We start from the raw sequence: 20,465 nt of genomic DNA on the forward strand, positions 1-20,465 counted from the left end.
AAAATTCAGTTAAAAGGAGTGTTGAAATTGGAAAAACGTATCGTTTGTTTAGCTGGTGATGGTGTTGGCCCGGAAGTTATGGAAAGTGCGAAGGAAGTATTGCATATGGTAGAGAGGTTATATGGGCATCATTTTCATTTGCAAGATGAGTATTTTGGCGGGAGTGCTATCGATTTAAATGGGCAACCATTACCGCAACGAACGCTTGCCGCTTGTTTAGCAAGTGATGCGGTTTTACTTGGAGCGGTTGGTGGACCAAGGTGGGATAGCGCGAAAGAAAGACCGGAGAAAGGATTATTAGCTCTAAGAAGAGGACTTGGAGTATTTGCAAATGTTCGCCCTGTAACGGTAGAAAGTGCAACGGCACATTTATCGCCATTAAAAAACGCTGATGAAATTGATTTCGTTGTTGTACGTGAATTAACAGGCGGAATTTATTTTTCTTATCCGAAAGAACGAACGGACGAAGTAGCAACAGATACACTTACGTATCATCGTCATGAAATTGAACGGATCGTTTCTTATGCCTTTCAATTAGCGAGTAAGCGGAAGAAAAAAGTAACATCTATTGATAAGGCGAATGTTTTAGAATCTAGTAAACTATGGAGAACTGTTACGGAAGAAGTAGCACTTCGTTATCCAGACGTTGAACTAGAACATATTTTAGTAGATGCAGCTGCGATGGAGTTAATTCGGAATCCAGGACGGTTTGATGTAATTGTAACGGAAAATTTATTTGGGGATATTTTGAGTGACGAGGCTTCAGTATTAGCGGGATCATTAGGAATGCTTCCATCAGCAAGTCACGCGGAAAAGGGGCCTTCATTATACGAACCTATTCACGGATCAGCACCGGATATTGCCGGGAAAAATAAGGCGAATCCAATTGCAATGATGCGCTCTGTTGCAATGATGCTTGGGCAATCATTTGAATTAACGAGAGAAGGGAATGCAATTGAATCTGCGATATCTGCAGTTCTTAAATTAGGAAAATGTACAGCAGATATCGGAGGAGATGAGACGACAACTTCATTTACGAAGGCAGTTATACAAGAGATGGAAGAGCAAGCGTTAGTAGGGAGAGGGAGATAATGGGAAAAAGGCTGCTAGATAAACTGTGGGAAAGACACGTAGTTACGACAAACGAAAATGGATTAGATTTATTATATATCGATCTTCATCTTGTTCATGAAGTAACGTCACCGCAAGCCTTTGAAGGCTTGCGGCTTACAAATCGAACGGTTCGCAGATCTGATTTAACATTCGCAACGATGGATCATAATATTCCGACGAAAGATGTTTGGAATATTACCGATCGCATTGCGAAGCAGCAACTAGATACACTCCGGGAAAATTGTAAACAATTTCAGGTGCCGTTAGCGGATATCGGAGATGAAGAGCAAGGGATTGTTCATGTTATCGGACCAGAACTTGGACTTACACAACCAGGAAAAACAATTGTTTGTGGTGATAGTCATACAGCAACGCATGGTGCGTTTGGCGCGCTAGCATTTGGCATTGGTACGAGTGAAGTGGAGCACGTATTGGCAACGCAAACGTTATGGCAACGAAAGCCGAAAGCGATGGGTATTGAGTTAAAAGGAAAATTACAGAAAGGTGTTTACGCAAAAGATATTATTTTGCATTTCCTTTCAAAGTATGGTGTAGCAGTTGGAACTGGATATGTAATGGAATTTTACGGAGATACGATTGAGGCTATGGAGATAGAAGAGAGAATGACGCTTTGTAATATGGCAATTGAAGGAGGAGCGAAGGCTGGTATTATAGCACCAGATGAAAAGACATTTGCTTATGTAAAAGGACGTAAATATGCACCGAAAGACTTTGAAACATTCGAGAAGAAATGGTCTGAACTTTATACAGATTCAGATGCAATTTATGATTTGCATATTTCGATAGATGTGACGGATTTAGCACCGTACGTTACATGGGGAACAAACCCGAGTATGGGTGTTCGTATTGATGAAAAATTGCCTGAAAAGCAGGATGCAAATGACGAAAGAGCATTTTCTTATATGGGATTAAGCCCTGGACAAAGCACGTATGACATTCCTGTTCAGCATGTTTTCATTGGATCTTGTACAAATTCCAGGCTTTCTGATTTAGAAATTGCTGCATCTGTTGTGAAAGGGAGAAAGGTAAAAGAAGGTGTGCGAGCGCTCGTTGTGCCTGGATCGAAAAGAGTAAGAGAAGCTGCGATGCAAAAAGGGCTACATCACATATTTGAAGAAGCTGGATTTGAATGGAGAGAACCTGGATGTTCAATGTGTCTTGGAATGAATCCAGATCAAGTACCTGAAGGAGAACATTGTGCTTCGACTTCAAATCGTAATTTTGAAGGAAGACAAGGAAAAGGGGCACGAACACATTTAGTTAGCCCAGCAATGGCGGCAGCAGCTGCGTTATACGGTCATTTTGTTGATACTAGAAAGGAGAGTTATGATGGAGCCATTTCGTATTCATAAAGGTACTGCTGCAGTACTGATGAATAATAACATTGATACAGATCAAATTATTCCGAAGCAATACTTAAAGAGAATTGAAAGGACGGGATTTGGAAAATATTTATTCGATGAATGGCGTTATGATAATAACCGCCATGAAAACCCTAATTTTCCGCTTAATGCACAAAATAGAAAAGGAGCAAGTATATTAATTACAGGTGATAATTTTGGTTGTGGTTCTTCAAGAGAACATGCTCCGTGGGCGCTTGCTGATTATGGTTTTCGCGTTATTATCGCCGGCGGGTTTGCAGATATTTTTTATATGAATTGTATGAAAAATGGTATGTTACCAATTGTAATGGATAAAGAAATGCGAGAACAACTTGCCAAAACGGATGCGAGAGAACAAATAGAAGTAGATTTAGAGAATGAGGTAATTAAAACAAGTACGCACAGATTTTATTTTACAATCGAGAAAATGTGGAAAGAGAAATTATTAAATGGTCTAGACGAAATTAGTATTACGATGCAATATCATCAAGAAATTGTAGAGTATGAAAGGAAAGTAGCTTTATATTAAGAAATAACGGAATGTTCAAAAAGTATTTACATTCAGAATTAAGTATTATATACTATGTAAAAATCAGAGGAGAAAGGGAGTAAGTATTATGAATATCATGCAATCTATTAAAATGCTTACACAATTACATCATCATACATAATGCCCTTGAACCTAGCGTGAAAACGTGTAGGCACAAGGGTTATTCCCGTTGTACCTACACTCTACTAAAGAGCCTTGTAGGTATTTTGTCTACAAGGCTCTTTTTATTTTCGGTTTAGGTGAATGAAATGGGCATACATTAGAAAGGGAAAGGTGTGAGAATTTAGATGACAAAATGGAAACGGGCAAACCCAAATGGAACGAGAGACTATTTATTCGAAGAATGTACGTTAATTGAAGAAGTGGAGCAAAAATTAAGACGTACTTTTTTAGGGCGAGGTTATGAGGAAATAAGGACACCTACAATTGAATTTTATGATGTTTTTGCCTTTCAAAATAGACCGATAGATGAAGAAAAGATGTATAAATTTTTTGATGAAAAGGGACGGATTATCGTGTTACGTCCAGATATGACAATTCCTTTAGCGAGAGTGATGGGAACGCAGAGGTGGGATACGCCGCTTAAACTGACGTATGGCGGGAATGTATTTCGGGCGAATGAGTCCCTTACTGGAAAATATAATGAAATTGTACAAAGTGGTATTGAAATTATAGGTATTGATAATGTAAGAGCTGAAATTGAATGCGTCATAAGCGTCATTCAATCACTTCAAAAGGTGGAGGTACAATCTTTTACAATAGAGATTGGGCAAGTGCAATTATATAAATGTATTGTAAAAAAACTCTCCATTCATGAGGAAGAAGAGAGAGTACTTAGGACATACATTGAAAGTAAAAATTATGCGGCTCTATCAAATTTTATTAGAGAAAAGAAATTAGATCGATGTGATGAAACAGTAAGATTACTTGAGAAGTTACCAAGGCTATTTGGGAACTTAGAAGTGATTGAGGAAGCAGAAAAACTCGCCTCAAGTAATGAAATGAAAATGGCGATTGCAAGAGTGAAAGAAATATATGAAGCAATTGAAAAACTAGGCTATGGATCTTACATATCAATTGATTTAGGTATGATCCAACATTTAGATTACTATACGGGAGTTATTTTCAAAGGGTATATATATGAAATAGGAGAAGAAATTGTTAGTGGCGGAAGATATGATGAGTTAATTGGAAATTTTGGAGAGATGCTGCCAGCTGTTGGACTCGCGGTGCAAGTCAATCAAATTGTGAAGGCGCTGCAAGAGCAACAAGAACCATATGAACGAAAGGGAATAGATATTATTATTCATTATGAGTTAAATAGATTAGCAGAAGCGGAAAGATTACGAAATTTACTTCAAAAGGAAGGGAAAAAAGTAGAGCTATCCTTATTCTCTAATGTAAAAGACACCTTTCAATTTGCAAGAAAAAATCAAATAGTAACGGTCGTTGAGGCAAAGAACGAATCATTAGTGGAATATGTATGGAAAGAGAAATGGGTAGTCCAGAAAGAAGGAGAAAATTCATGCGTAACATTCAAATTGCGTTAACGAAAGGAAGATTAGAAAAACATGTGATTCCGCTCTTTGAGCAGATTGGAATTGATTGTTCGGAGCTCAAAAATAAAGGACGAAAGCTTGTCTTTCAAAGTAAAAATACAGATATCTCATTTATTTTAGTGAAAGCAGTAGATGTTGCTACTTATGTAGAACATGGAGTAGCTGATATTGGGGTCGTTGGAAAAGATATTTTAATGGAAAACGAGAAAGATATTTATGAAATGTTAGATTTAGGAGTAGGTGTGTGTAAGTTTTGTGTTGCTTCTATTCCTACTTATAATCCGAAGAGCTACCGGAAGAAACGCATTGCGACGAAATATCCACATATTACTTCTAACTATTTTCATGATAAAGGGGAGGATGTAGAAATTATAAAAATAGAAGGTTCTGTAGAAATCGCTCCTATTCTTGGATTGGCAGATGCGATTGTTGATATTGTGGAAACAGGAAAAACATTACAAGAAAATGGGCTCATTGTATTTGAGGAAATGTGTTCTATATCTGCTCGAATGATTGTAAATAAGGCTGCATTAAAAACTAAAAAAGACGAAATATTCAGTATTGTAAATATGATGGAGCAAGAAATTTTGTCAGGAAAATAGGGGGACTTGTAATGGAGATAGTTTTTGAAGATTTTCAAAAGGCGTTATCGAAAATAAAATTGCTACGAGAAAACGCTAATATAATAGAAGAAACTGTTCAAAGAAGTGTAAGCGAAATTGTTCGTAATGTAAGGGAGAGTAGGGATGAGGCTCTATCTTTTTATACAAAAAAGTTTGATGGTGTGGAGATTAAAGAGTTTCGTGTAAGTGAGGAAGAAATAAAACGAGCGGGTATGTTTGTAGAGAATTCATTTTTAGAAGCGTTACAAGAGGCGAAGAAAAACATTATTTCTTATCACGAAAAGCAAAAAAGGCAATCCATGTTCGATTGCACGAGTGAAGGCATTATTAGAGGGCAAATCATTCGGCCGTTAGAAAATATAGGGGTATATGTGCCGGGTGGAACTGCTTCGTATCCTTCGTCAGTATTAATGAATGTATTGCCAGCAAAACTCGCTGGTGTGAAAAAGATTGTAATGGTAACACCACCAAGGCAAGGGGGGATTGATCCACATATTTTAGTTGCTGCAAGCCTTGCAGGGGTAGATGAAATTTATAAGATAGGTGGTGCGCAAGCAATTGCTGCTTTAGCATATGGGACGGAATCGATTCCAAAAGTGGATAAAATAGTTGGACCAGGAAATTTGTACGTCGCTCTGGCGAAACGAGAAGTATACGGAATAGTAAATATCGATATGATTGCTGGACCGTCAGAAATTGTAGTTATTGCTGATGAAACCGGTAATGCAAAATATATCGCTGCTGATTTATTATCACAAGCAGAACATGACGAGAGAGCAACAGCAATTTGTATTACAACGAATATAGAGTTAGCAAAAGAAGTAGAAAGAGAGATAGAAAGACAGTTAGAAACATTACCAAGAAGCGAAATTGCACGTGAATCGATAAATAGAAATGGAGCTATCTTTATCGTTCCTTCTTTAGATGAGGCGCTACAATTATCGAATGAAATCGCTCCAGAACATTTAGAGTTACATATAAAAGAACCGATGAATGCTCTAGCTTATGTGAAACATGCAGGATCTATCTTTCTTGGTCCATATGCACCGGAACCGCTCGGTGATTATTTAGCAGGACCGAATCACGTGTTACCGACAAGTGGAACGGCAAGGTTTTTCTCACCGTTATCAGTCGATGATTTCGTGAAAAAATCAAGCTTTCTGTCTTATACGGAGGAAGCGTTAAGAGATGTACAACATCATATTGTAGAACTTGCCAATAAAGAAGGGTTACATGCGCATGCGAGAGCAATTCAAATAAGATTTGAGGAGGAAGAATAATGCGTGAGTGCAGTCAAATACGCGAGACGACAGAAACAAAAATTAAATTAAATTTGCAGCTTGATGAAGGTAAGAACGTTTCTGTACAAACGGGAGTTGGATTTTTTGATCATATGCTAACTTTATTTGCAAGGCATGGAAGATTCGGTTTACAAGTGGAGGCGGAAGGCGACGTATTCGTTGATGCGCATCATACAGTTGAAGATGTTGGAATTGTACTCGGAAATTGTTTGAAAGAAGCATTGCAAAATAAAGAGGGGATTAACCGTTATGGCTCCGCATATGTACCGATGGATGAATCTTTAGGTTTTGTCGCAATTGATATTAGCGGGCGCTCATATATTGTATTTCAAGGAGAATTAACGAATCCGAAGCTAGGGGATTTTGATACAGAACTAACAGAAGAATTTTTTAGAGCAGTTGCTCATGCTGCCAATATTACATTACACGCTCGCATTTTATACGGAAGCAATACACATCACAAAGTTGAAGCGTTATTTAAAGCGTTTGGTAGAGCGCTTAGAGAAGCAGTCGAAAGAAATGCCAGCATTACTGGTGTAAATTCCACGAAAGGGATGTTGTAATTGATTGCTATTATAGATTATGGAATGGGAAATATTCGCAGTGTGGAACAAGCATTACAATATATTGGAGCAGAGTACATCGTAACGGGTGATAAAGAAAAGATTTTTAGAAGTGATGGAGTAATCTTACCAGGAGTAGGTGCATTTCCGAAAGCGATGGATGTATTGGAAGAAAAAAATTTAGTGCGTGTGTTAAAAGAAGTCGGGCGTTCAGGAAAACCGCTTCTGGGCATTTGCCTAGGGATGCAGCTTTTATTTGAAAAAAGTGAGGAACTACAAGACTGTAACGGATTAAGTTTATTGCCAGGTGTTATTCGAAAGTTAAAGGTTCCTTATAAAATTCCACATATGGGATGGAATGAGTTAAAGAAAGAGGGAGAAATAGCACTTTGGAATGGAGTAGAGGACGGTTCTTTCGTATATTATGTTCACTCTTATTATGCAGATTGTCCAAATGAAATTGTGTATGGGATAAGTGAATATGGAGTGAAAGTACCTGGTTTTGTAGCAAAAGGAAATATATACGGCGCACAGTTTCATCCTGAAAAAAGCGGTGACATTGGAATGCAAATGTTGAAAAATTTCAAAGGGGTGGTAGAGGCATGGAAATCTTCCCAGCTATCGATTTAAAAGAGGGGCGATGCGTTAGACTTTATCAAGGAGAGTTTAGTAAAGAAACAGTAATGAATGAAGATCCGGTTGCGCAAGCGATTATATTCGAAAAATTGGGAGCGAAAAAGTTGCACATTGTTGATTTAGATGGCGCAATTGCTGGCGAGTCAGTAAATTTGCTCGTTATTGAAAGAATTTGCAAGGCAGTACGTATTCCTGTGCAAGTTGGAGGAGGAATTCGATCACTTGTAGCGGTAGAGAAGTTATTGTCAGTAGGTGTAGATAAAGTGATTTTAGGAACAGCTGCTCTTTATGATAAGGAATTTTTAGAAGAAGCAGTTCTTCTATATAAAGAGAAAATCATTGTTGGAATTGATGCGAAAAATGGTTTCGTAGCAACGAGAGGCTGGCTTGATGTGTCTGAAATTTCTTACATTTATTTAGCAAAGCAAATGGAGAATGTAGGTGTTCAAACGATTGTGTTTACAGACATTTCGAAAGACGGGACACTTGCAGGACCGAATTTAGAGCAATTGGAGTTACTACAAAAAAGCGTGAGCATTCGTCTTATTGCTTCTGGAGGAGTGGCATCTATTCAAGATGTGAAAAAATTAAATGATATGAATATATACGGCGTCATAATTGGTAAGGCTCTTTATGAGAAAACGATTGATTTAGAAGAAGTGTTAGAGGTAACAAAGTTATGTTAGCGAAACGCATTATTCCATGTCTAGATGTGAAAGAGGGCCGAGTCGTAAAGGGTGTAAATTTTATAGGGTTACAAGACGTCGGTGATCCTGTTGAAATAGCCGCTTTATATAATGAAGCGGGAGCAGATGAGATTGTATTTTTAGATATTACAGCAACGCATGAAGGACGAAAAACAATTATAGATGTTGTAGAAAAAACAGCTTCGAAAGTATTTATTCCTCTTACAGTTGGCGGGGGGATTTCAAGTGTTAAAGATATGTACAATTTACTAAGAGCTGGAGCGGATAAAGTTTCAATCAACTCAGCGGCAGTGCGAAATCCAAAGCTAATTGAAGAAGGGGCAGAACACTTTGGCTCACAATGTATTGTCGTAGCAATTGATGCTAGAAAAGTAGCAGAAGAAAAGTGGAATGTTTATGTGAACGGCGGAAGAGTTGATACGGGTATGGATGCAATCGGGTGGGCAAAACGCGTTGCCGAGCTAGGGGCAGGCGAAATTTTGTTAACGAGTATGGATGCAGATGGAACGAAAAACGGGTATGATCTTCGTTTAACAGAAGAAATTTCAAAAAGCGTTTCCGTACCAGTCATCGCGTCAGGCGGATGTGGTCACGTTGATCACATTATAGAAGTTTTTCAAAAGACAACAGTTGATGCAGCACTTGCGGCATCCATCTTTCATTATGGTGAGGCGACAGTGCAGGACGTAAAGAGAAAATTAAGAAATGCAAATGTTGAGGTGCGGTTATGAAACCTAACTTTTCAAAAGGATTATTACCAGCAGTTGTAATTGAAGAAGGGACAAAAGAAGTTTTAATGCTAGCTTATATGAATGAAGGAGCATATGAAAAAACGCTAGAAACGAAAAGAACATGGTTTTATTCTCGTTCAAGACAATCGTTATGGAATAAAGGAGAAACATCAGGAAATGTCCAATATGTGCAATCTCTTTATTTAGATTGTGATCAAGATGCAATTGTTGTTGTCGTAAAGCAAGTGGGACCTGCTTGTCATACAGGAGAGAAAACATGTTTTCACTACCAAATTATATAGGGGGATACATATGGAAAATGCCTTTAAATTACTATTTGAAACAATTGAAGAACGAAAGGGAAATCCACTTCCTGAATCGTATACAAATTATTTATTTTCAAAAGGAGAAGATAAAATTTTAAAGAAAATTGGTGAAGAATGCACGGAAGTAATTATCGCATCTAAAAATAATGACAAAGAAGAATTAGTGAAAGAAATGGTTGATGTATTGTATCACTGCTTTGTTTTATTAGCTGAAAAAAATATATCATTAGAAGATGTTATGGAGGAAGTGACAGAAAGAAATGGGAAGCTTTCGCGAGTAGGGGACAGAAGTGAAATAGATACGTTATAAGGGGGAAATGTAGATGAAGGTGGATTATCACATTCATTTAGAAGAAGGGCCATATTCAATAGGATGGCTAGCTAAAATAAATGAAGTGTTACAACATTATGAACCACTTAAAGAAGAAAAACATTCTATGGAATGGCTTGTGAAAACACAAGAACGCCTGCAAAGACGTGTGAAAGAAGGGCCATTTACAACGAAATGGATTGATTTATATTTAGAAGAAGCTTTGCGAAAAGGTATAAAAGAAGTTGGTATTGTCGATCATTTATACCGTTTTTATGAAGCGAAAGAATACTATGAAAGATATGTCGATATAAGTGATTCAGGGCTTGGTCGTTTACAGAAGGGATGGTTAGACCAAGTAAGGGTAACGTCACTGCATGATTTTACAAAGGCAATTGAAGAGGCGAAAGAACGATGGAGTAAACGAGGCGTGACGCTAAAACTTGGAATTGAAGCGGATTATTTTATTGGTGGTGAACAAGAATTACAATCTTTACTCGCATTAGGAGATTTTGATTATGTAATTGGTTCTGTTCATTTTTTAAATGGATGGGGATTTGATAATCCAGATACGAAAGAATATTTTAAGGAACATGACTTATATGCTTTATATGATACGTTTTTCAAAACGGTTGAGTGTGCAGTTCGCTCTAATTTATTTGATATTATAGCTCATCTTGATAACATAAAAGTATTTAATTATCGATTAGATGAAAATGAACAACTTTCTTATTATAATGAAATTGCGCGTGCGTTAGTAGAAACAAATACGGCAACGGAAATAAATGCGGGATTGTACTATCGCTATCCTGTGCGCGAAATGTGTCCGAGTCCGCTATATTTACAAGTACTAGCTAAGCATGGCGTTCCGGTTACTCTCTCCTCAGATGCTCATTATCCAAATGATTTAGGAAAATATGTGGCAGAGAATATAAAGACGTTACGTAATCATGATATTTCTCACGTAGCTACATTTACGAAACGAGTAAGAACGATGAGATTACTGGAAGAAGAAGTAAGAATTTCAAAATGATCACGATTTTTTGATGAAAACCACCCTTTTTGTTCAAAATAAGAAAGAATAAAAAGGAGGGTAAGAAATGGCGAAACAACAAAATAAACAAAATGTACAAGATGCACAGCAACAAGCTTATACTTCTGAAACGAATGCTACATCTCAATCAGTTATTGAGGAACAAATTAGCGATACAGTTGCAGAAGGAACGATCGATGCAAAGCTTGGACAAGAATCGCAAGAGAAAGCGTAAGAAAAGGGGAGAGATGAATCTCCTCTTTTCTTATGGGGAAAAAATGTCGATTTTCAAAACTATGATCAAATTCCTTGGTTTTTATAGGTGGATTTCTTACAATGAAAGATAAGAGATATCTTATTTTTTATAGAAGAGGTGTTAGTAGTGGCAAAAATATTAGTAGCAGGGAAAATTCCAGCAATCGGATTAGAACTATTAAAGGATCATGATGTAGAAATGTACGATAAAGATGCGTTAATTTCTTTAGATGAATTAACAGATCGTGTAAAAGATAAAGATGCATTGTTAAGTCTACTTTCTACAAAGGTGACAAAAGAAGTTATTGATGCGGCACCTAATTTGAAAATTGTTGCAAACTACGGTGCTGGTTACGATAATATTGATTACTCGTATGCCGGAGAAAAAGGGATTGCGGTAACGAATACACCGAAAGTATCAACTGAAGCGACAGCAGAATTAACATTTGCACTTCTTTTAGCAGCTGCACGTAGAATTCCTGAAGGCGATACATTATGTCGTACAACTGGATTTAATGGATGGGCGCCATTATTTTTCTTAGGCCGTGAAGTACATGGTAAAACAATTGGAATTATTGGCCTTGGAGAAATCGGAAAGGCAGTTGCAAAGCGTGCGAAAGCGTTTGGAATGAATGTTTTATATACAGGTCCAAATCGAAAGCCTGAAGCTGAAAGTGAACTGGAAGCAACATATGTAACATTGGAAGAATTATTACAAACAGCAGACTTTATTACAATTAACTGTGCTTATAATCCGAAATTGCATCATATGATTGATGATGAACAGTTTAAAATGATGAAGAAAACAGCGTATATTGTAAATGCTTCACGTGGACCAATTATGAATGAAGCGGCACTTGCTCATGCATTAAAAACGAATGAAATTGAAGGAGCAGCTCTTGACGTGTTTGAATTTGAACCGAAAATTACAGAAGAGCTAAAAGGATTAAAGAATGTAGTACTTGCTCCTCACGTAGGAAATGCAACATTCGAAACTCGTGATGCGATGGCTGAAATGGCAGTAAGAAATATTTTAGCCGTATTAAACGGTGAAGAGCCTGTAACACCTGTAAATCAAAAAGTAGTAGTTACAAAATAAAAAGAAACCTTCCGGAATCGGAAGGTTTCTTATTTTTCTTTATTTGCTCTTTTAGATGGTCTTTGTCTAAGAAATTGAGATAGCATATACAAAATATATAGTGGAATAGCAATGAATAAGAAAACAGAAAAATTACCGAACCCTGTTTGGTACATTGTGATAATGATTCCGACTAGAAATAGTGTAATAATGATGCTATATCGTGGAATTGGTACATCTTTTAAACTTGGGATACGAATGCGGCTCACCATTAAAAATGCGAACGTTACAAATACTGTAATAAGAACGATTTTGGGAATGGTATGTGAAAATAATGTTAAGAAAGCAACAAGCCCTCCCGCTGCTGTAATCGGTACCCCAGTGAAATATTTCATTGAAGTAGAAGATGGTGTTACATTAAATCGTGCTAAACGGTATGCTCCGAAAAGAGGGAATAGTCCCGCTATGTATAGTCCGATGATTCCGTAATTGGAGAAAGATGTGTAATACATGAGAACAGCAGGTGCTGCACCAAATGTTACGACATCCGCCAGCGAGTCAAGCTCTTTTCCCATTTGTGAATCAACACGTAATAAACGAGCAACACGCCCATCAAGACTATCTAACATCATCCCGATAAGTACTAAAATAGCAGCTGATTTATAATATCCTAAAGATGCATAGCCGATTGACAAGAATCCACTATATAAATTTCCGAGCGTAAATAAGTTTGGAATAGCTGCTCTATACAAAATCTGATCCCTTGCTTTCTGTAATAAATTCTTAATTAGTTTATGAAATTTTACTTATTTTATCATACCATAAATTTCTTCTTCATACGAAAAAAATTCCCAATTTGTGAAAGATTTCATAGCGGAATGATTTGAAAAATAAGTAAAAAAAGAAGCAACTTTTATAAAAGTTGCTTCTGGCGCTATTCAAATTTCGTTGTCATTGTTCCGGTTTTATAACGATTGTTAGGGTCGAAACGTAATAAGTCTCCATAAATGAGTTTATCGGAGAGTTTCAATTCAGTTTTTGCTTTTTCAATATTTGGTTGACATAATGAAATGTCCGCTTCTTCACCTGTATTTCGTTTATAGCACATGTTTTTTGTATAAACATAGTTTTCCGAAACGAAGCTACCATCACGCATTACCATAAGTGGATCTTCTTCTTTAATAAATAGGTCAGTCCCAAATTCAACTGATTGATTTGTTTTAATACCAAGTAAATGAAGTAGCGTCGGTTTAATATCAATTTGACCAGATACTTTAGAAATGACTTTTCCTTCTTGACCAGGTACATGAATAATGAGAGGGACGCGTTGTAATTGCATAGAATCAAACGGTGTAATAGCGTCTTTCCCAAGGAACTGAGCCATAGCTGCATTATGGTTTTCAGAAATACCGTAATGATCTCCATAAATGACAATAACGGAATTATCATACAGTCCTTCCTCTTTTAATTGTTTAATAAATAGTTTAAGAGCTTCATCCGTGTAACGAACGGTTGGGAAGTAGCGGTTTACAACACCACTTTCCGAATTAAACTCATCAACATATTGATCTTCTGGATTTAGAAGAAATGGAAAATGATTTGTTAAAGTAATAAATTTTGTATAGAACGGTTGTGGTAAAGATTTTAGCTTTGGAATTGATTGTTCAAAGAACCCTTTATCTTTTAATCCCCAACCGACAGACATTTGTTCTGTGCCTACGTAATCATTTAAATTAAAGTAACGATCATATCCAAGTGCAGGATACATTACATCACGATTCCAAAACGTTTTATCGTTTGAATGGAAGACAGCAGAAGAATATCCGTATTTTTTTAATTGTTCTGGTGTAGCTGTATATTCATTTGTTGCGTGAGTAAAGAATACAGAACCGCGGTCTAGCGGATAAAGTGAATTTTCAACGATAAATTCAGCATCAGAAGTTTTACCTTGTCCCGTTTGATGATAGAAGTTATCGAAATAAAAACTATCTTTAATAAATTCATTTAAAAATGGAGTGATTTCTTTTCCATTTATTTTTTTATTAATAACAAAACTTTGTGTAGATTCCATTGAAATCAAAATTACATTTTTACCTTTTGCAGCTCCAAATAAGTTTTTATCAACTTGCTTATCTTTTGAGTCTGTATAGTTTTTAATTTCAGAGAACCCGTCACCACTTGCAAATACACGTTCAGCCGAAGATTTAGATTGAAGTGTAATATCAAATAGATGATATGTGTATAAACCTAAATTTTTCACGACAGTTTGACGATCAAATGAGCGTGAGAACATTTGTGGCTTATAAATAACTGAAACGACAATTTGTAATGCTAATAGAGCTGTTACACCGCTAAAGAAAGTTCGCTTCTCAGAGCGAGAAAGTGGCGTCTTGTCGCAAAATGCTGGGAATTTACGTGAAAGAAACATTAAAATAATTGCATCTGCAAATAAAAGTAATGTTTTGTACGTAAAGAGTTCTTTTATACTTGTCCCTAAATCAGCCATATTATTTGTTTGAAATAAAACTGGGAACGTAACGAAATCGTTATAAAACCCATAAAACATTGCATTTCCAAATAAAATAAAGGACAGTATAAAACTGATTCCAACTATAATGCGGTTTCGGTGTTTAGATGCAAGTAAAGCAAAACCGAAAAATAAAAGTAACGCAGCTAGTGGATTAATAAAAAGCATAAATTCTTCAAAGAAGTTATCAATTTTAATATCAAATGCTAGCTTGTACACAATATATGTTTTTATCCATAATAAAACGACTGCAACGAGTGCAAATCGCAGTTTTGGAAACAGACGTTGTAGCATAATATACTCCTCTCCTAAAAAGCATGACAGTTCTTGTGAGCCGGTTTGATTAGCGCCTCATTTTATATATACGAACAGTCCTTTGTTATTATGTTTATTATACTATGAGTATCATTATACGAAAATAAAAGAGAGTTGTGGACTTTTTTATAATAATTGAGTAGAAAAAGGGCAGTGGGAGACAATAAAACGGAGTTTCTATGTATGATAATTATCGTGCGCAGAAAGAATCGTGTAATAATACGGAGGTTATAATGCGAAAATTATTATATTTTATAGTATGCAGTAGTGTTATACTTTTTGCTTCACCGAGTGTGTCGGTAGCCCAATATGATGCACCTCTTATGGAAGATGCCCTTTATTCTGTTTTATTTCCGAAAATAAATAAAGCAATTGAAAAACAATATGGGAGCTTGAAGCCTTATCAATGTCCTAAAATTATTAGTTTAAAAAAAGTGTATAGCGGTACATATTTATTTCAAGCAAGTATTGAAGTAACGAAGTATGAACGAGTTGCTGGGAAAATTGCTCCACCATTTGAGAAGGTAACGATTACATTTAATAATGAAGAAGGGGAATGGGAAGTGTCAAAGATTTCAGTAAAGCGCTTACCAAGTGATACGAAATTAAACTGTAAAAAAACAATATAAAAAATTGTTTGACAAATAAAATGGTCCTTTGGTATTGTTAATAGCAACAATTAGATGTTTGAAAATTAAATAGACTTACCTCATCTACTCTCAAAGGTAGAGGCCGCGATAGGAAAGAGTAAGCTATGGGAGATTTAATGGAATCTGTGATCATAGGTTGAAAGGGACTATTGCCGAAATATACGAATAACCATCTTATTCATATATTGGGACTGCATTGAATAAATGTAGTACTGTCATAATATTTATTTTATGGAGAGCTATTTGGAGATGTTGATGCGGTTTCTTATTTTGAGGAGATAACAACTCGTTTATTTTTTCAATATATATTTTTCCTAATAAGAAACGCGTGTGAACATTGTTCCGCGCGTTTTTTGTCTATCTAAAAGCGTGCTGCAATGAATAGAAGATTGGGGTTATGAGTTTTAGAGGAAATAAGGGAGGAATTCAAATGTATTTACACGGCACAAGCCGAATCAATGGGCAAGGACACTTAGAAATTGGAGGGTGCGATACGACGCAGCTAGCAAAACAATACGGAACACCACTTTATGTATACGATGAAGAGTCAATTCGAGGAAAGTGTCGCGCGTTTCATCGTGCGTTTAAAGAAAGTGGTTTCTCTTATCAAGTAGCATATGCAAGCAAGGCGTTCTTGTGCATGGAGATGTGCCGAGTGGCTCGTGAAGAGAATATGTCATTAGATGTTGTTTCTGGAGGAGAATTATATACTGCGCTGCAAGCAGGATTTCCGGCATCACGCATTCATTTTCACGGCAATAATAAAACAGAAGAAGAAATTGTGATGGCTCTTCAGGCGAATATTGGTTGTTTTGTCGTAGATAATTTCTTGGAATTAGAAATTTTGCATGATTTAGCAGTGCAACATGGGAAATTTGTGAACATATTAATTCGTGTAACGCCCGGAGTAGAGGCGCACACACATGAATATATTACAACAGGCCAAGATGATTCGAAATTTGGATTTGGCGTGTCAAATGGTCAAGCGATGCAAGTGATTGAGATTGCTTTACAAAAATCAAATTATAATGTGTTAGGAATTCATTCACATATCGGATCACAAATATTTGAAACGGCCGGCTTTGTGCGAGCGATTGAAGTTCTTCGTCAATTTTTAGAACAAGTGAGAGAGCGAACAAACTATGTAGTAAAAGTGCTAAATGTAGGCGGAGGATTCGGAATACGCTACACAGAGTCAGATACACCATTAACTCTTGAGACATATGTGCGAGCTGTAACAAGTGCTGTGAGGGAACAATTTACAGTATGTAATTATCCCCTGCCAGAAATATGGGTTGAACCAGGCCGTAGTATTGTAGGGGATGCTGGAACAACAATTTATACAGTCGGATCTGTGAAAGACATTCCTGGTATTCGGAAATATGTATCAGTGGATGGTGGGATGACTGATAATTTAAGACCTGCTTTATATAACGCTCGTTATGAAGCGATGTTAGCGAATCGAGGGAATGATGAGAATGAGGAACTTGTTTCGATTGCTGGGAAGTGCTGTGAGAGTGGAGATATGTTAATTTGGGATATTACTCTACCGAAAGTTGCTTCTGCCGATTTACTAGCAATTTCTTGTACAGGGGCATACGGGTACTCGATGGCGAATAATTATAATCGGATTCGTAGACCAGCTGTCGTCTTCGCGAAAGGCGGCACATCACAAATTGTTGTAGAACGCGAAACATATGAAAATATTATTGGGAACGATCGCATACGTATTAAAGAACTTGTTTAAATAGAGAAAAGGAGTTGTTCGGATGGGCAATTCCTTTTTTATAAAATAAAATAATTAAAATATATCGGAAAACTAGGATTGAAAAAAATCAGAATTGTGATAAAATACAAATACAAAGCTTATCAAGAGAAGCGGAGGGAACTGGCCCGAAGAAGCTCGGCAACCTGCTTATAGAAAGCAAGGTGCTAAATCCAGCAAAATGGAATCCATTTTGAAAGATAAGGTAAAATATATTACCGAACAGTCTTTTCGAAATGGGAAAGATTTTTTTTATGAATAAAAAGGGGGGCTGTTCGCGTGAGTGTACGGGAACATTTTGAGGAAGTATCTGAGAAAATTCAAGCGATGCTTGCTGATATGAAATATGGTTCAATTACAATTGTTGTGCAAGATGGGAAAGTCATTCAATTAGAGAAAAGTGAAAAGGTACGTTTAAAGTAAAAAGCGCTGACTAGAAAAACTAGAGGCGGTTTTAACCTATTATATTAGGTTAAAACCGTCTTTTTGCTTTTACAGGGGGAAAGAACATGTTGACGTATGAAACGTGGGAAGAAAATAATGTTTCATTTTCAGAAGAAGATGAAACGAAAGGCGCGCTATCAGTATTAAGTTGGGCTTATAAAGAATATAAAAGTGAAATTGTATACGCATGTAGCTTCGGAGTGGAAGGGATGGTATTGCTGCATCTTATAAACCAAGTAAATCCATCTGCTAAAGTTGTATTTTTAGATACGAATGTTCATTTTCAAGAAACGTATGAATTAATTCAAAAAGTGCGGAAACGATTTCCTTCATTAAATATTATAGAAAAACAGCCGGAACTTACGCTTGATGAACAAGCGAAGTTGCATGGTGAGAAATTATGGGAAAGTAATCCGAACCTTTGTTGTAAAATTAGAAAAATTTTACCGTTAGAAAAATCATTAGCAGCAGAAAAAGCGTGGATATCGGGCTTAAGGAGGGAACAATCAGAAACGCGTAAGCATACAAAGTTTATAAATCAAGATCATCGCTTTCAATCTATTAAAGTTTGTCCACTTATTCATTGGACGTGGAAAGAAGTGTGGCGATATGTATACAAACATAGCTTGCCGTATAACCCGCTGCATGATGTTGGATATCCAAGTATTGGGTGTGAGAAATGTACGTTACCTGTAGGTGAGGGTGGCAATTCGAGAGATGGTAGGTGGTCTGGGAAAGTGAAAACAGAATGTGGTCTTCATTACCAATAAGATGAATTTGAAAATAAAGCTAAGAGAGGAAATAGAAAATGAGTACAAGAAACGAATTAATAAATCGTATAGACGAGACATACGACGTATCACAAATCGAAAAAGAAATTGAACTAGACAACATTGCGTTAAGTGATTTAGAGCTATTAGCGACAGGGGCATATAGCCCACTTACTGGTTTTTTAGGAAAGAAAGATTATGATTCGGTCGTAGAAACGCTTCGCTTAGCAAACGGGAGCGTATGGAGTATACCGATTACATTACCAGTAACAGAAGAAGTAGCAGAGAGTTTGAAAGCTGGAGAGGAAGTAAAACTTGTTAATGCTGAAAATGTATATGGTGTCATTCAAATAGAAGATATTTTTGTACCTGACAAGGAAAAAGAAGCGTTACTTGTGTATAAAACGACGGATGAGGCTCATCCAGGAGTGAAAAAATTATATGAACGACCGAACGTTTATGTCGGGGGAGCCATTATTCTTACAAAACGCTTTGAAAATAATCCGTTTCCTTCTTATCATTTAGATCCAATTGAAACGAGAGAAGAATTTAAAAAGCGTGGTTGGAAAACAGTGGTTGGATTTCAAACGAGAAATCCGGTACATCGTGCCCATGAATACATTCAAAAATCTGCCCTTGAAATTGTAGATGGTCTCTTTTTAAATCCACTCGTTGGGGAAACGAAGTCGGACGATATTCCTGCTGATGTAAGGATGGAAAGCTATGAAGTATTACTTCAAAACTATTATCCGAAAGATCGTGTCTTTTTAGGTGTATTTCCTGCAGCAATGCGTTACGCAGGACCGAGGGAAGCGATATTCCATGCATTAGTCAGAAAGAATTTTGGATGCACCCACTTTATTGTAGGGCGCGATCATGCAGGAGTAGGAGATTATTACGGGACTTATGAAGCACAAGAAATTTTTACAAACTTTACAGTGGAAGAGTTAGGGATTACACCGTTATTTTTTGAACATAGTTTTTACTGCACGAAATGTGAAGCGATGGCTTCGACGAAAACATGCCCACACGGAAAAGAGGATCATGTCATTTTATCAGGTACGAAAGTAAGAGAACTATTAAGAAACGGTGAGGTTCCGCCGAGTACATTTAGTCGTAAAGAAGTAGTGGAAGTGCTAATTAAAGGTTTGAAAAAAGAAGTAGTAACAGAATAGGGAGAGAATGACATGGATACGAATATTACTTGGCATACAGCATCTGTTTCAAAAGATGAGAGAAGAGTAAGAAATGGGCATCATAGTTTTGTAGTTTGGTTTACTGGTCTATCAGCTTCAGGTAAATCTACGGTGGCGAACGCGGTTGCTCGTAAACTATTTGAAAAGAATATTGGAAACTATGTACTAGATGGAGATAATGTACGCCACGGTTTAAATAAAGACTTAGGTTTTTCTGAAAGTGATCGTATGGAAAACATAAGACGGATTGGTGAAGTGGCGAAGCTATTTGTAGATCAAGGTACTGTTGTTCTTACAGCGTTTATTTCACCGTTTCGAGTAGACCGAAAACAAGTTAGAGATCTATTAGCAGCAGATGAGTTTATAGAAGTGTTTGTAAAATGTCCAATTGAAGAGTGTGAAAAACGTGATCCAAAAGGGTTATACAAAAAGGCAAGACAGGGTGATATTAAAGAGTTTACTGGTGTTGATTCACCGTATGAGGAGCCAGAGAAAGCAGAGTTAATTGTAGAAACGCACAAGTATTCTATTGAAGAATGTGCAGAACAAATCGTGAAGTACTTACAAGAGCGTAGTTTTACCCCGCTATTTGCCGGGAAGTAGAACTCCC

General features: G+C 36.8%; 23 protein-coding genes and 2 riboswitches. Of the genes, 21 read left to right on the top strand and 2 right to left on the bottom strand.

Going from position 1 to position 20,465, the window contains the following annotated elements; translation table 11 throughout:
• Positions 1-27: 27 nt before the first annotated feature.
• The 15 genes from leuB (at position 28) to DN394_RS11280 (ending at position 12,209) form a co-directional block, all read left to right on the top strand.
• Positions 28-1,092 carry a 3-isopropylmalate dehydrogenase gene (gene leuB, locus DN394_RS11210; RefSeq protein ID WP_149293798.1) on the top strand — a complete coding sequence of 355 codons (1,065 nt, stop codon included), beginning with the start codon at positions 28-30 and terminating at the stop codon, positions 1,090-1,092.
• Complete coding sequence (gene leuC, locus DN394_RS11215; protein WP_097917516.1) at positions 1,092-2,486, top strand: 3-isopropylmalate dehydratase large subunit; 1,395 nt, start codon at positions 1,092-1,094, stop codon at positions 2,484-2,486. The genes leuB and leuC overlap by 1 nt, the downstream gene beginning before the upstream one ends.
• Entirely contained in the window at positions 2,464-3,045 is a 582-nt protein-coding gene (gene leuD, locus DN394_RS11220; protein WP_046958198.1) for a 3-isopropylmalate dehydratase small subunit, read from the top strand. Before leuC ends, leuD begins: the two co-directional genes overlap by 23 nt.
• A 308-nt stretch (positions 3,046-3,353) precedes the next feature.
• Complete coding sequence (gene hisZ / locus DN394_RS11225) at positions 3,354-4,616, top strand: ATP phosphoribosyltransferase regulatory subunit (protein ID WP_097993829.1); 1,263 nt, start codon at positions 3,354-3,356, stop codon at positions 4,614-4,616.
• Positions 4,592-5,227, top strand: a complete 636-nt coding sequence (gene hisG, locus DN394_RS11230; RefSeq protein WP_001244476.1) for an ATP phosphoribosyltransferase — start codon at positions 4,592-4,594, stop codon at positions 5,225-5,227. Before hisZ ends, hisG begins: the two co-directional genes overlap by 25 nt.
• Positions 5,228-5,238: 11 nt before the next feature.
• Entirely contained in the window at positions 5,239-6,528 is a 1,290-nt protein-coding gene (hisD, locus tag DN394_RS11235) for a histidinol dehydrogenase (RefSeq protein WP_097917514.1), read from the top strand.
• On the top strand, positions 6,528-7,112 hold the full coding sequence (hisB, locus tag DN394_RS11240) for an imidazoleglycerol-phosphate dehydratase HisB (protein ID WP_046958195.1): 585 nt from the start codon (positions 6,528-6,530) through the stop codon (positions 7,110-7,112). Before hisD ends, hisB begins: the two co-directional genes overlap by 1 nt.
• Entirely contained in the window at positions 7,113-7,742 is a 630-nt protein-coding gene (gene hisH / locus DN394_RS11245; RefSeq protein ID WP_000560363.1) for an imidazole glycerol phosphate synthase subunit HisH, read from the top strand.
• On the top strand, positions 7,715-8,434 hold the full coding sequence (gene hisA, locus DN394_RS11250; protein ID WP_000402305.1) for a 1-(5-phosphoribosyl)-5-[(5-phosphoribosylamino)methylideneamino]imidazole-4-carboxamide isomerase: 720 nt from the start codon (positions 7,715-7,717) through the stop codon (positions 8,432-8,434). Before hisH ends, hisA begins: the two co-directional genes overlap by 28 nt.
• Entirely contained in the window at positions 8,428-9,186 is a 759-nt protein-coding gene (gene hisF, locus DN394_RS11255; RefSeq protein ID WP_046955256.1) for an imidazoleglycerol phosphate synthase cyclase subunit, read from the top strand. The genes hisA and hisF overlap by 7 nt, the downstream gene beginning before the upstream one ends.
• Entirely contained in the window at positions 9,183-9,488 is a 306-nt protein-coding gene (gene hisI / locus DN394_RS11260; protein ID WP_000803982.1) for a phosphoribosyl-AMP cyclohydrolase, read from the top strand. Before hisF ends, hisI (DN394_RS11260) begins: the two co-directional genes overlap by 4 nt.
• A gap of 10 nt (positions 9,489-9,498) precedes the next feature.
• Entirely contained in the window at positions 9,499-9,822 is a 324-nt protein-coding gene (gene hisI, locus DN394_RS11265) for a phosphoribosyl-ATP pyrophosphatase (RefSeq protein ID WP_000426349.1), read from the top strand.
• A gap of 13 nt (positions 9,823-9,835) precedes the next feature.
• Positions 9,836-10,855, top strand: a complete 1,020-nt coding sequence (locus tag DN394_RS11270; RefSeq protein ID WP_098953626.1) for a histidinol phosphate phosphatase domain-containing protein — start codon at positions 9,836-9,838, stop codon at positions 10,853-10,855.
• A 67-nt stretch (positions 10,856-10,922) separates the two neighbouring features.
• The gene (locus tag DN394_RS11275) at positions 10,923-11,090 is read left to right on the top strand and encodes a DUF4025 domain-containing protein (protein ID WP_001118875.1); all 168 of its coding nucleotides are present in this window, start codon (positions 10,923-10,925) and stop codon (positions 11,088-11,090) included.
• A 147-nt stretch (positions 11,091-11,237) separates the two neighbouring features.
• On the top strand, positions 11,238-12,209 hold the full coding sequence (locus DN394_RS11280) for an NAD(P)-dependent oxidoreductase (protein WP_001062817.1): 972 nt from the start codon (positions 11,238-11,240) through the stop codon (positions 12,207-12,209).
• A 29-nt stretch (positions 12,210-12,238) separates the two neighbouring features.
• Here DN394_RS11280 and pssA read toward each other — a convergent pair whose 3' ends face one another.
• Both pssA and DN394_RS11290 read right to left on the bottom strand, forming a co-directional pair.
• The gene (gene pssA / locus DN394_RS11285) at positions 12,239-12,940 is read right to left on the bottom strand and encodes a CDP-diacylglycerol--serine O-phosphatidyltransferase (protein WP_000285422.1); all 702 of its coding nucleotides are present in this window, start codon (positions 12,938-12,940) and stop codon (positions 12,239-12,241) included.
• A 182-nt stretch (positions 12,941-13,122) separates the two neighbouring features.
• Positions 13,123-15,009: an LTA synthase family protein gene (locus tag DN394_RS11290; protein ID WP_046955254.1), complete on the bottom strand. Its 1,887-nt coding sequence runs from the start codon at positions 15,007-15,009 to the stop codon at positions 13,123-13,125.
• 254 nt (positions 15,010-15,263) lie between these two features.
• On the opposite strand from DN394_RS11290, the gene DN394_RS11295 reads away from it, so the two are divergent.
• From DN394_RS11295 to cysC, 6 genes are all read left to right on the top strand, one after another.
• Positions 15,264-15,659, top strand: coding sequence for a DUF3888 domain-containing protein (locus DN394_RS11295; protein ID WP_046958193.1), 396 nt, complete (start codon positions 15,264-15,266; stop codon positions 15,657-15,659).
• An 89-nt stretch (positions 15,660-15,748) separates the two neighbouring features.
• Positions 15,749-15,930: riboswitch (Lysine riboswitch) on the top strand.
• Positions 15,931-16,110: 180 nt separating this feature from the next.
• A complete protein-coding gene (gene lysA / locus DN394_RS11300) occupies positions 16,111-17,427 on the top strand; it encodes a diaminopimelate decarboxylase (RefSeq protein ID WP_000280662.1) in 1,317 nt (438 codons plus the stop codon).
• Positions 17,428-17,543: 116 nt separating this feature from the next.
• Positions 17,544-17,652, top strand: a riboswitch (SAM riboswitch).
• A 72-nt stretch (positions 17,653-17,724) separates the two neighbouring features.
• Positions 17,725-17,868: a YezD family protein gene (locus DN394_RS11305; protein ID WP_000116163.1), complete on the top strand. Its 144-nt coding sequence runs from the start codon at positions 17,725-17,727 to the stop codon at positions 17,866-17,868.
• A gap of 86 nt (positions 17,869-17,954) precedes the next feature.
• A complete protein-coding gene (locus DN394_RS11310) occupies positions 17,955-18,659 on the top strand; it encodes a phosphoadenylyl-sulfate reductase (protein ID WP_098210500.1) in 705 nt (234 codons plus the stop codon).
• A 38-nt stretch (positions 18,660-18,697) separates the two neighbouring features.
• On the top strand, positions 18,698-19,834 hold the full coding sequence (gene sat, locus DN394_RS11315; protein ID WP_046955252.1) for a sulfate adenylyltransferase: 1,137 nt from the start codon (positions 18,698-18,700) through the stop codon (positions 19,832-19,834).
• A 12-nt stretch (positions 19,835-19,846) separates the two neighbouring features.
• A complete protein-coding gene (cysC, locus tag DN394_RS11320; protein ID WP_000380518.1) occupies positions 19,847-20,458 on the top strand; it encodes an adenylyl-sulfate kinase in 612 nt (203 codons plus the stop codon).
• Positions 20,459-20,465 lie beyond the last annotated feature (7 nt).

Source organism: Bacillus sp. BB081, from assembly GCF_008368895.1.
In the GTDB taxonomy this organism is placed as follows: Bacteria; Bacillota; Bacilli; order Bacillales; family Bacillaceae_G; genus Bacillus_A; species Bacillus_A wiedmannii.

What these genes read in the sequence shown, in the direction of transcription:
- hisB (WP_046958195.1), top strand. Translation starts at nt 6,528, where the DNA reads ATGCGTGAGTGCAGTCAAATACGCGAGACGACAGAAACAAAAATTAAA.
- hisD (WP_097917514.1), top strand. Translation starts at nt 5,239, where the DNA reads ATGGAGATAGTTTTTGAAGATTTTCAAAAGGCGTTATCGAAAATAAAA.
- sat (WP_046955252.1), top strand. Translation starts at nt 18,698, where the DNA reads ATGAGTACAAGAAACGAATTAATAAATCGTATAGACGAGACATACGAC.
- hisG (WP_001244476.1), top strand. Translation starts at nt 4,592, where the DNA reads ATGCGTAACATTCAAATTGCGTTAACGAAAGGAAGATTAGAAAAACAT.
- hisI (WP_000803982.1), top strand. Translation starts at nt 9,183, where the DNA reads ATGAAACCTAACTTTTCAAAAGGATTATTACCAGCAGTTGTAATTGAA.
- hisZ (WP_097993829.1), top strand. Translation starts at nt 3,354, where the DNA reads ATGACAAAATGGAAACGGGCAAACCCAAATGGAACGAGAGACTATTTA.
- DN394_RS11295 (WP_046958193.1), top strand. Translation starts at nt 15,264, where the DNA reads ATGCGAAAATTATTATATTTTATAGTATGCAGTAGTGTTATACTTTTT.
- leuD (WP_046958198.1), top strand. Translation starts at nt 2,464, where the DNA reads ATGGAGCCATTTCGTATTCATAAAGGTACTGCTGCAGTACTGATGAAT.
- hisA (WP_000402305.1), top strand. Translation starts at nt 7,715, where the DNA reads ATGGAAATCTTCCCAGCTATCGATTTAAAAGAGGGGCGATGCGTTAGA.
- hisF (WP_046955256.1), top strand. Translation starts at nt 8,428, where the DNA reads ATGTTAGCGAAACGCATTATTCCATGTCTAGATGTGAAAGAGGGCCGA.
- cysC (WP_000380518.1), top strand. Translation starts at nt 19,847, where the DNA reads ATGGATACGAATATTACTTGGCATACAGCATCTGTTTCAAAAGATGAG.
- hisI (WP_000426349.1), top strand. Translation starts at nt 9,499, where the DNA reads ATGGAAAATGCCTTTAAATTACTATTTGAAACAATTGAAGAACGAAAG.
- DN394_RS11290 (WP_046955254.1), bottom strand. Translation starts at nt 15,009, where the DNA reads ATGCTACAACGTCTGTTTCCAAAACTGCGATTTGCACTCGTTGCAGTC.
- DN394_RS11310 (WP_098210500.1), top strand. Translation starts at nt 17,955, where the DNA reads ATGTTGACGTATGAAACGTGGGAAGAAAATAATGTTTCATTTTCAGAA.
- DN394_RS11270 (WP_098953626.1), top strand. Translation starts at nt 9,836, where the DNA reads ATGAAGGTGGATTATCACATTCATTTAGAAGAAGGGCCATATTCAATA.
- lysA (WP_000280662.1), top strand. Translation starts at nt 16,111, where the DNA reads ATGTATTTACACGGCACAAGCCGAATCAATGGGCAAGGACACTTAGAA.
- leuC (WP_097917516.1), top strand. Translation starts at nt 1,092, where the DNA reads ATGGGAAAAAGGCTGCTAGATAAACTGTGGGAAAGACACGTAGTTACG.
- DN394_RS11275 (WP_001118875.1), top strand. Translation starts at nt 10,923, where the DNA reads ATGGCGAAACAACAAAATAAACAAAATGTACAAGATGCACAGCAACAA.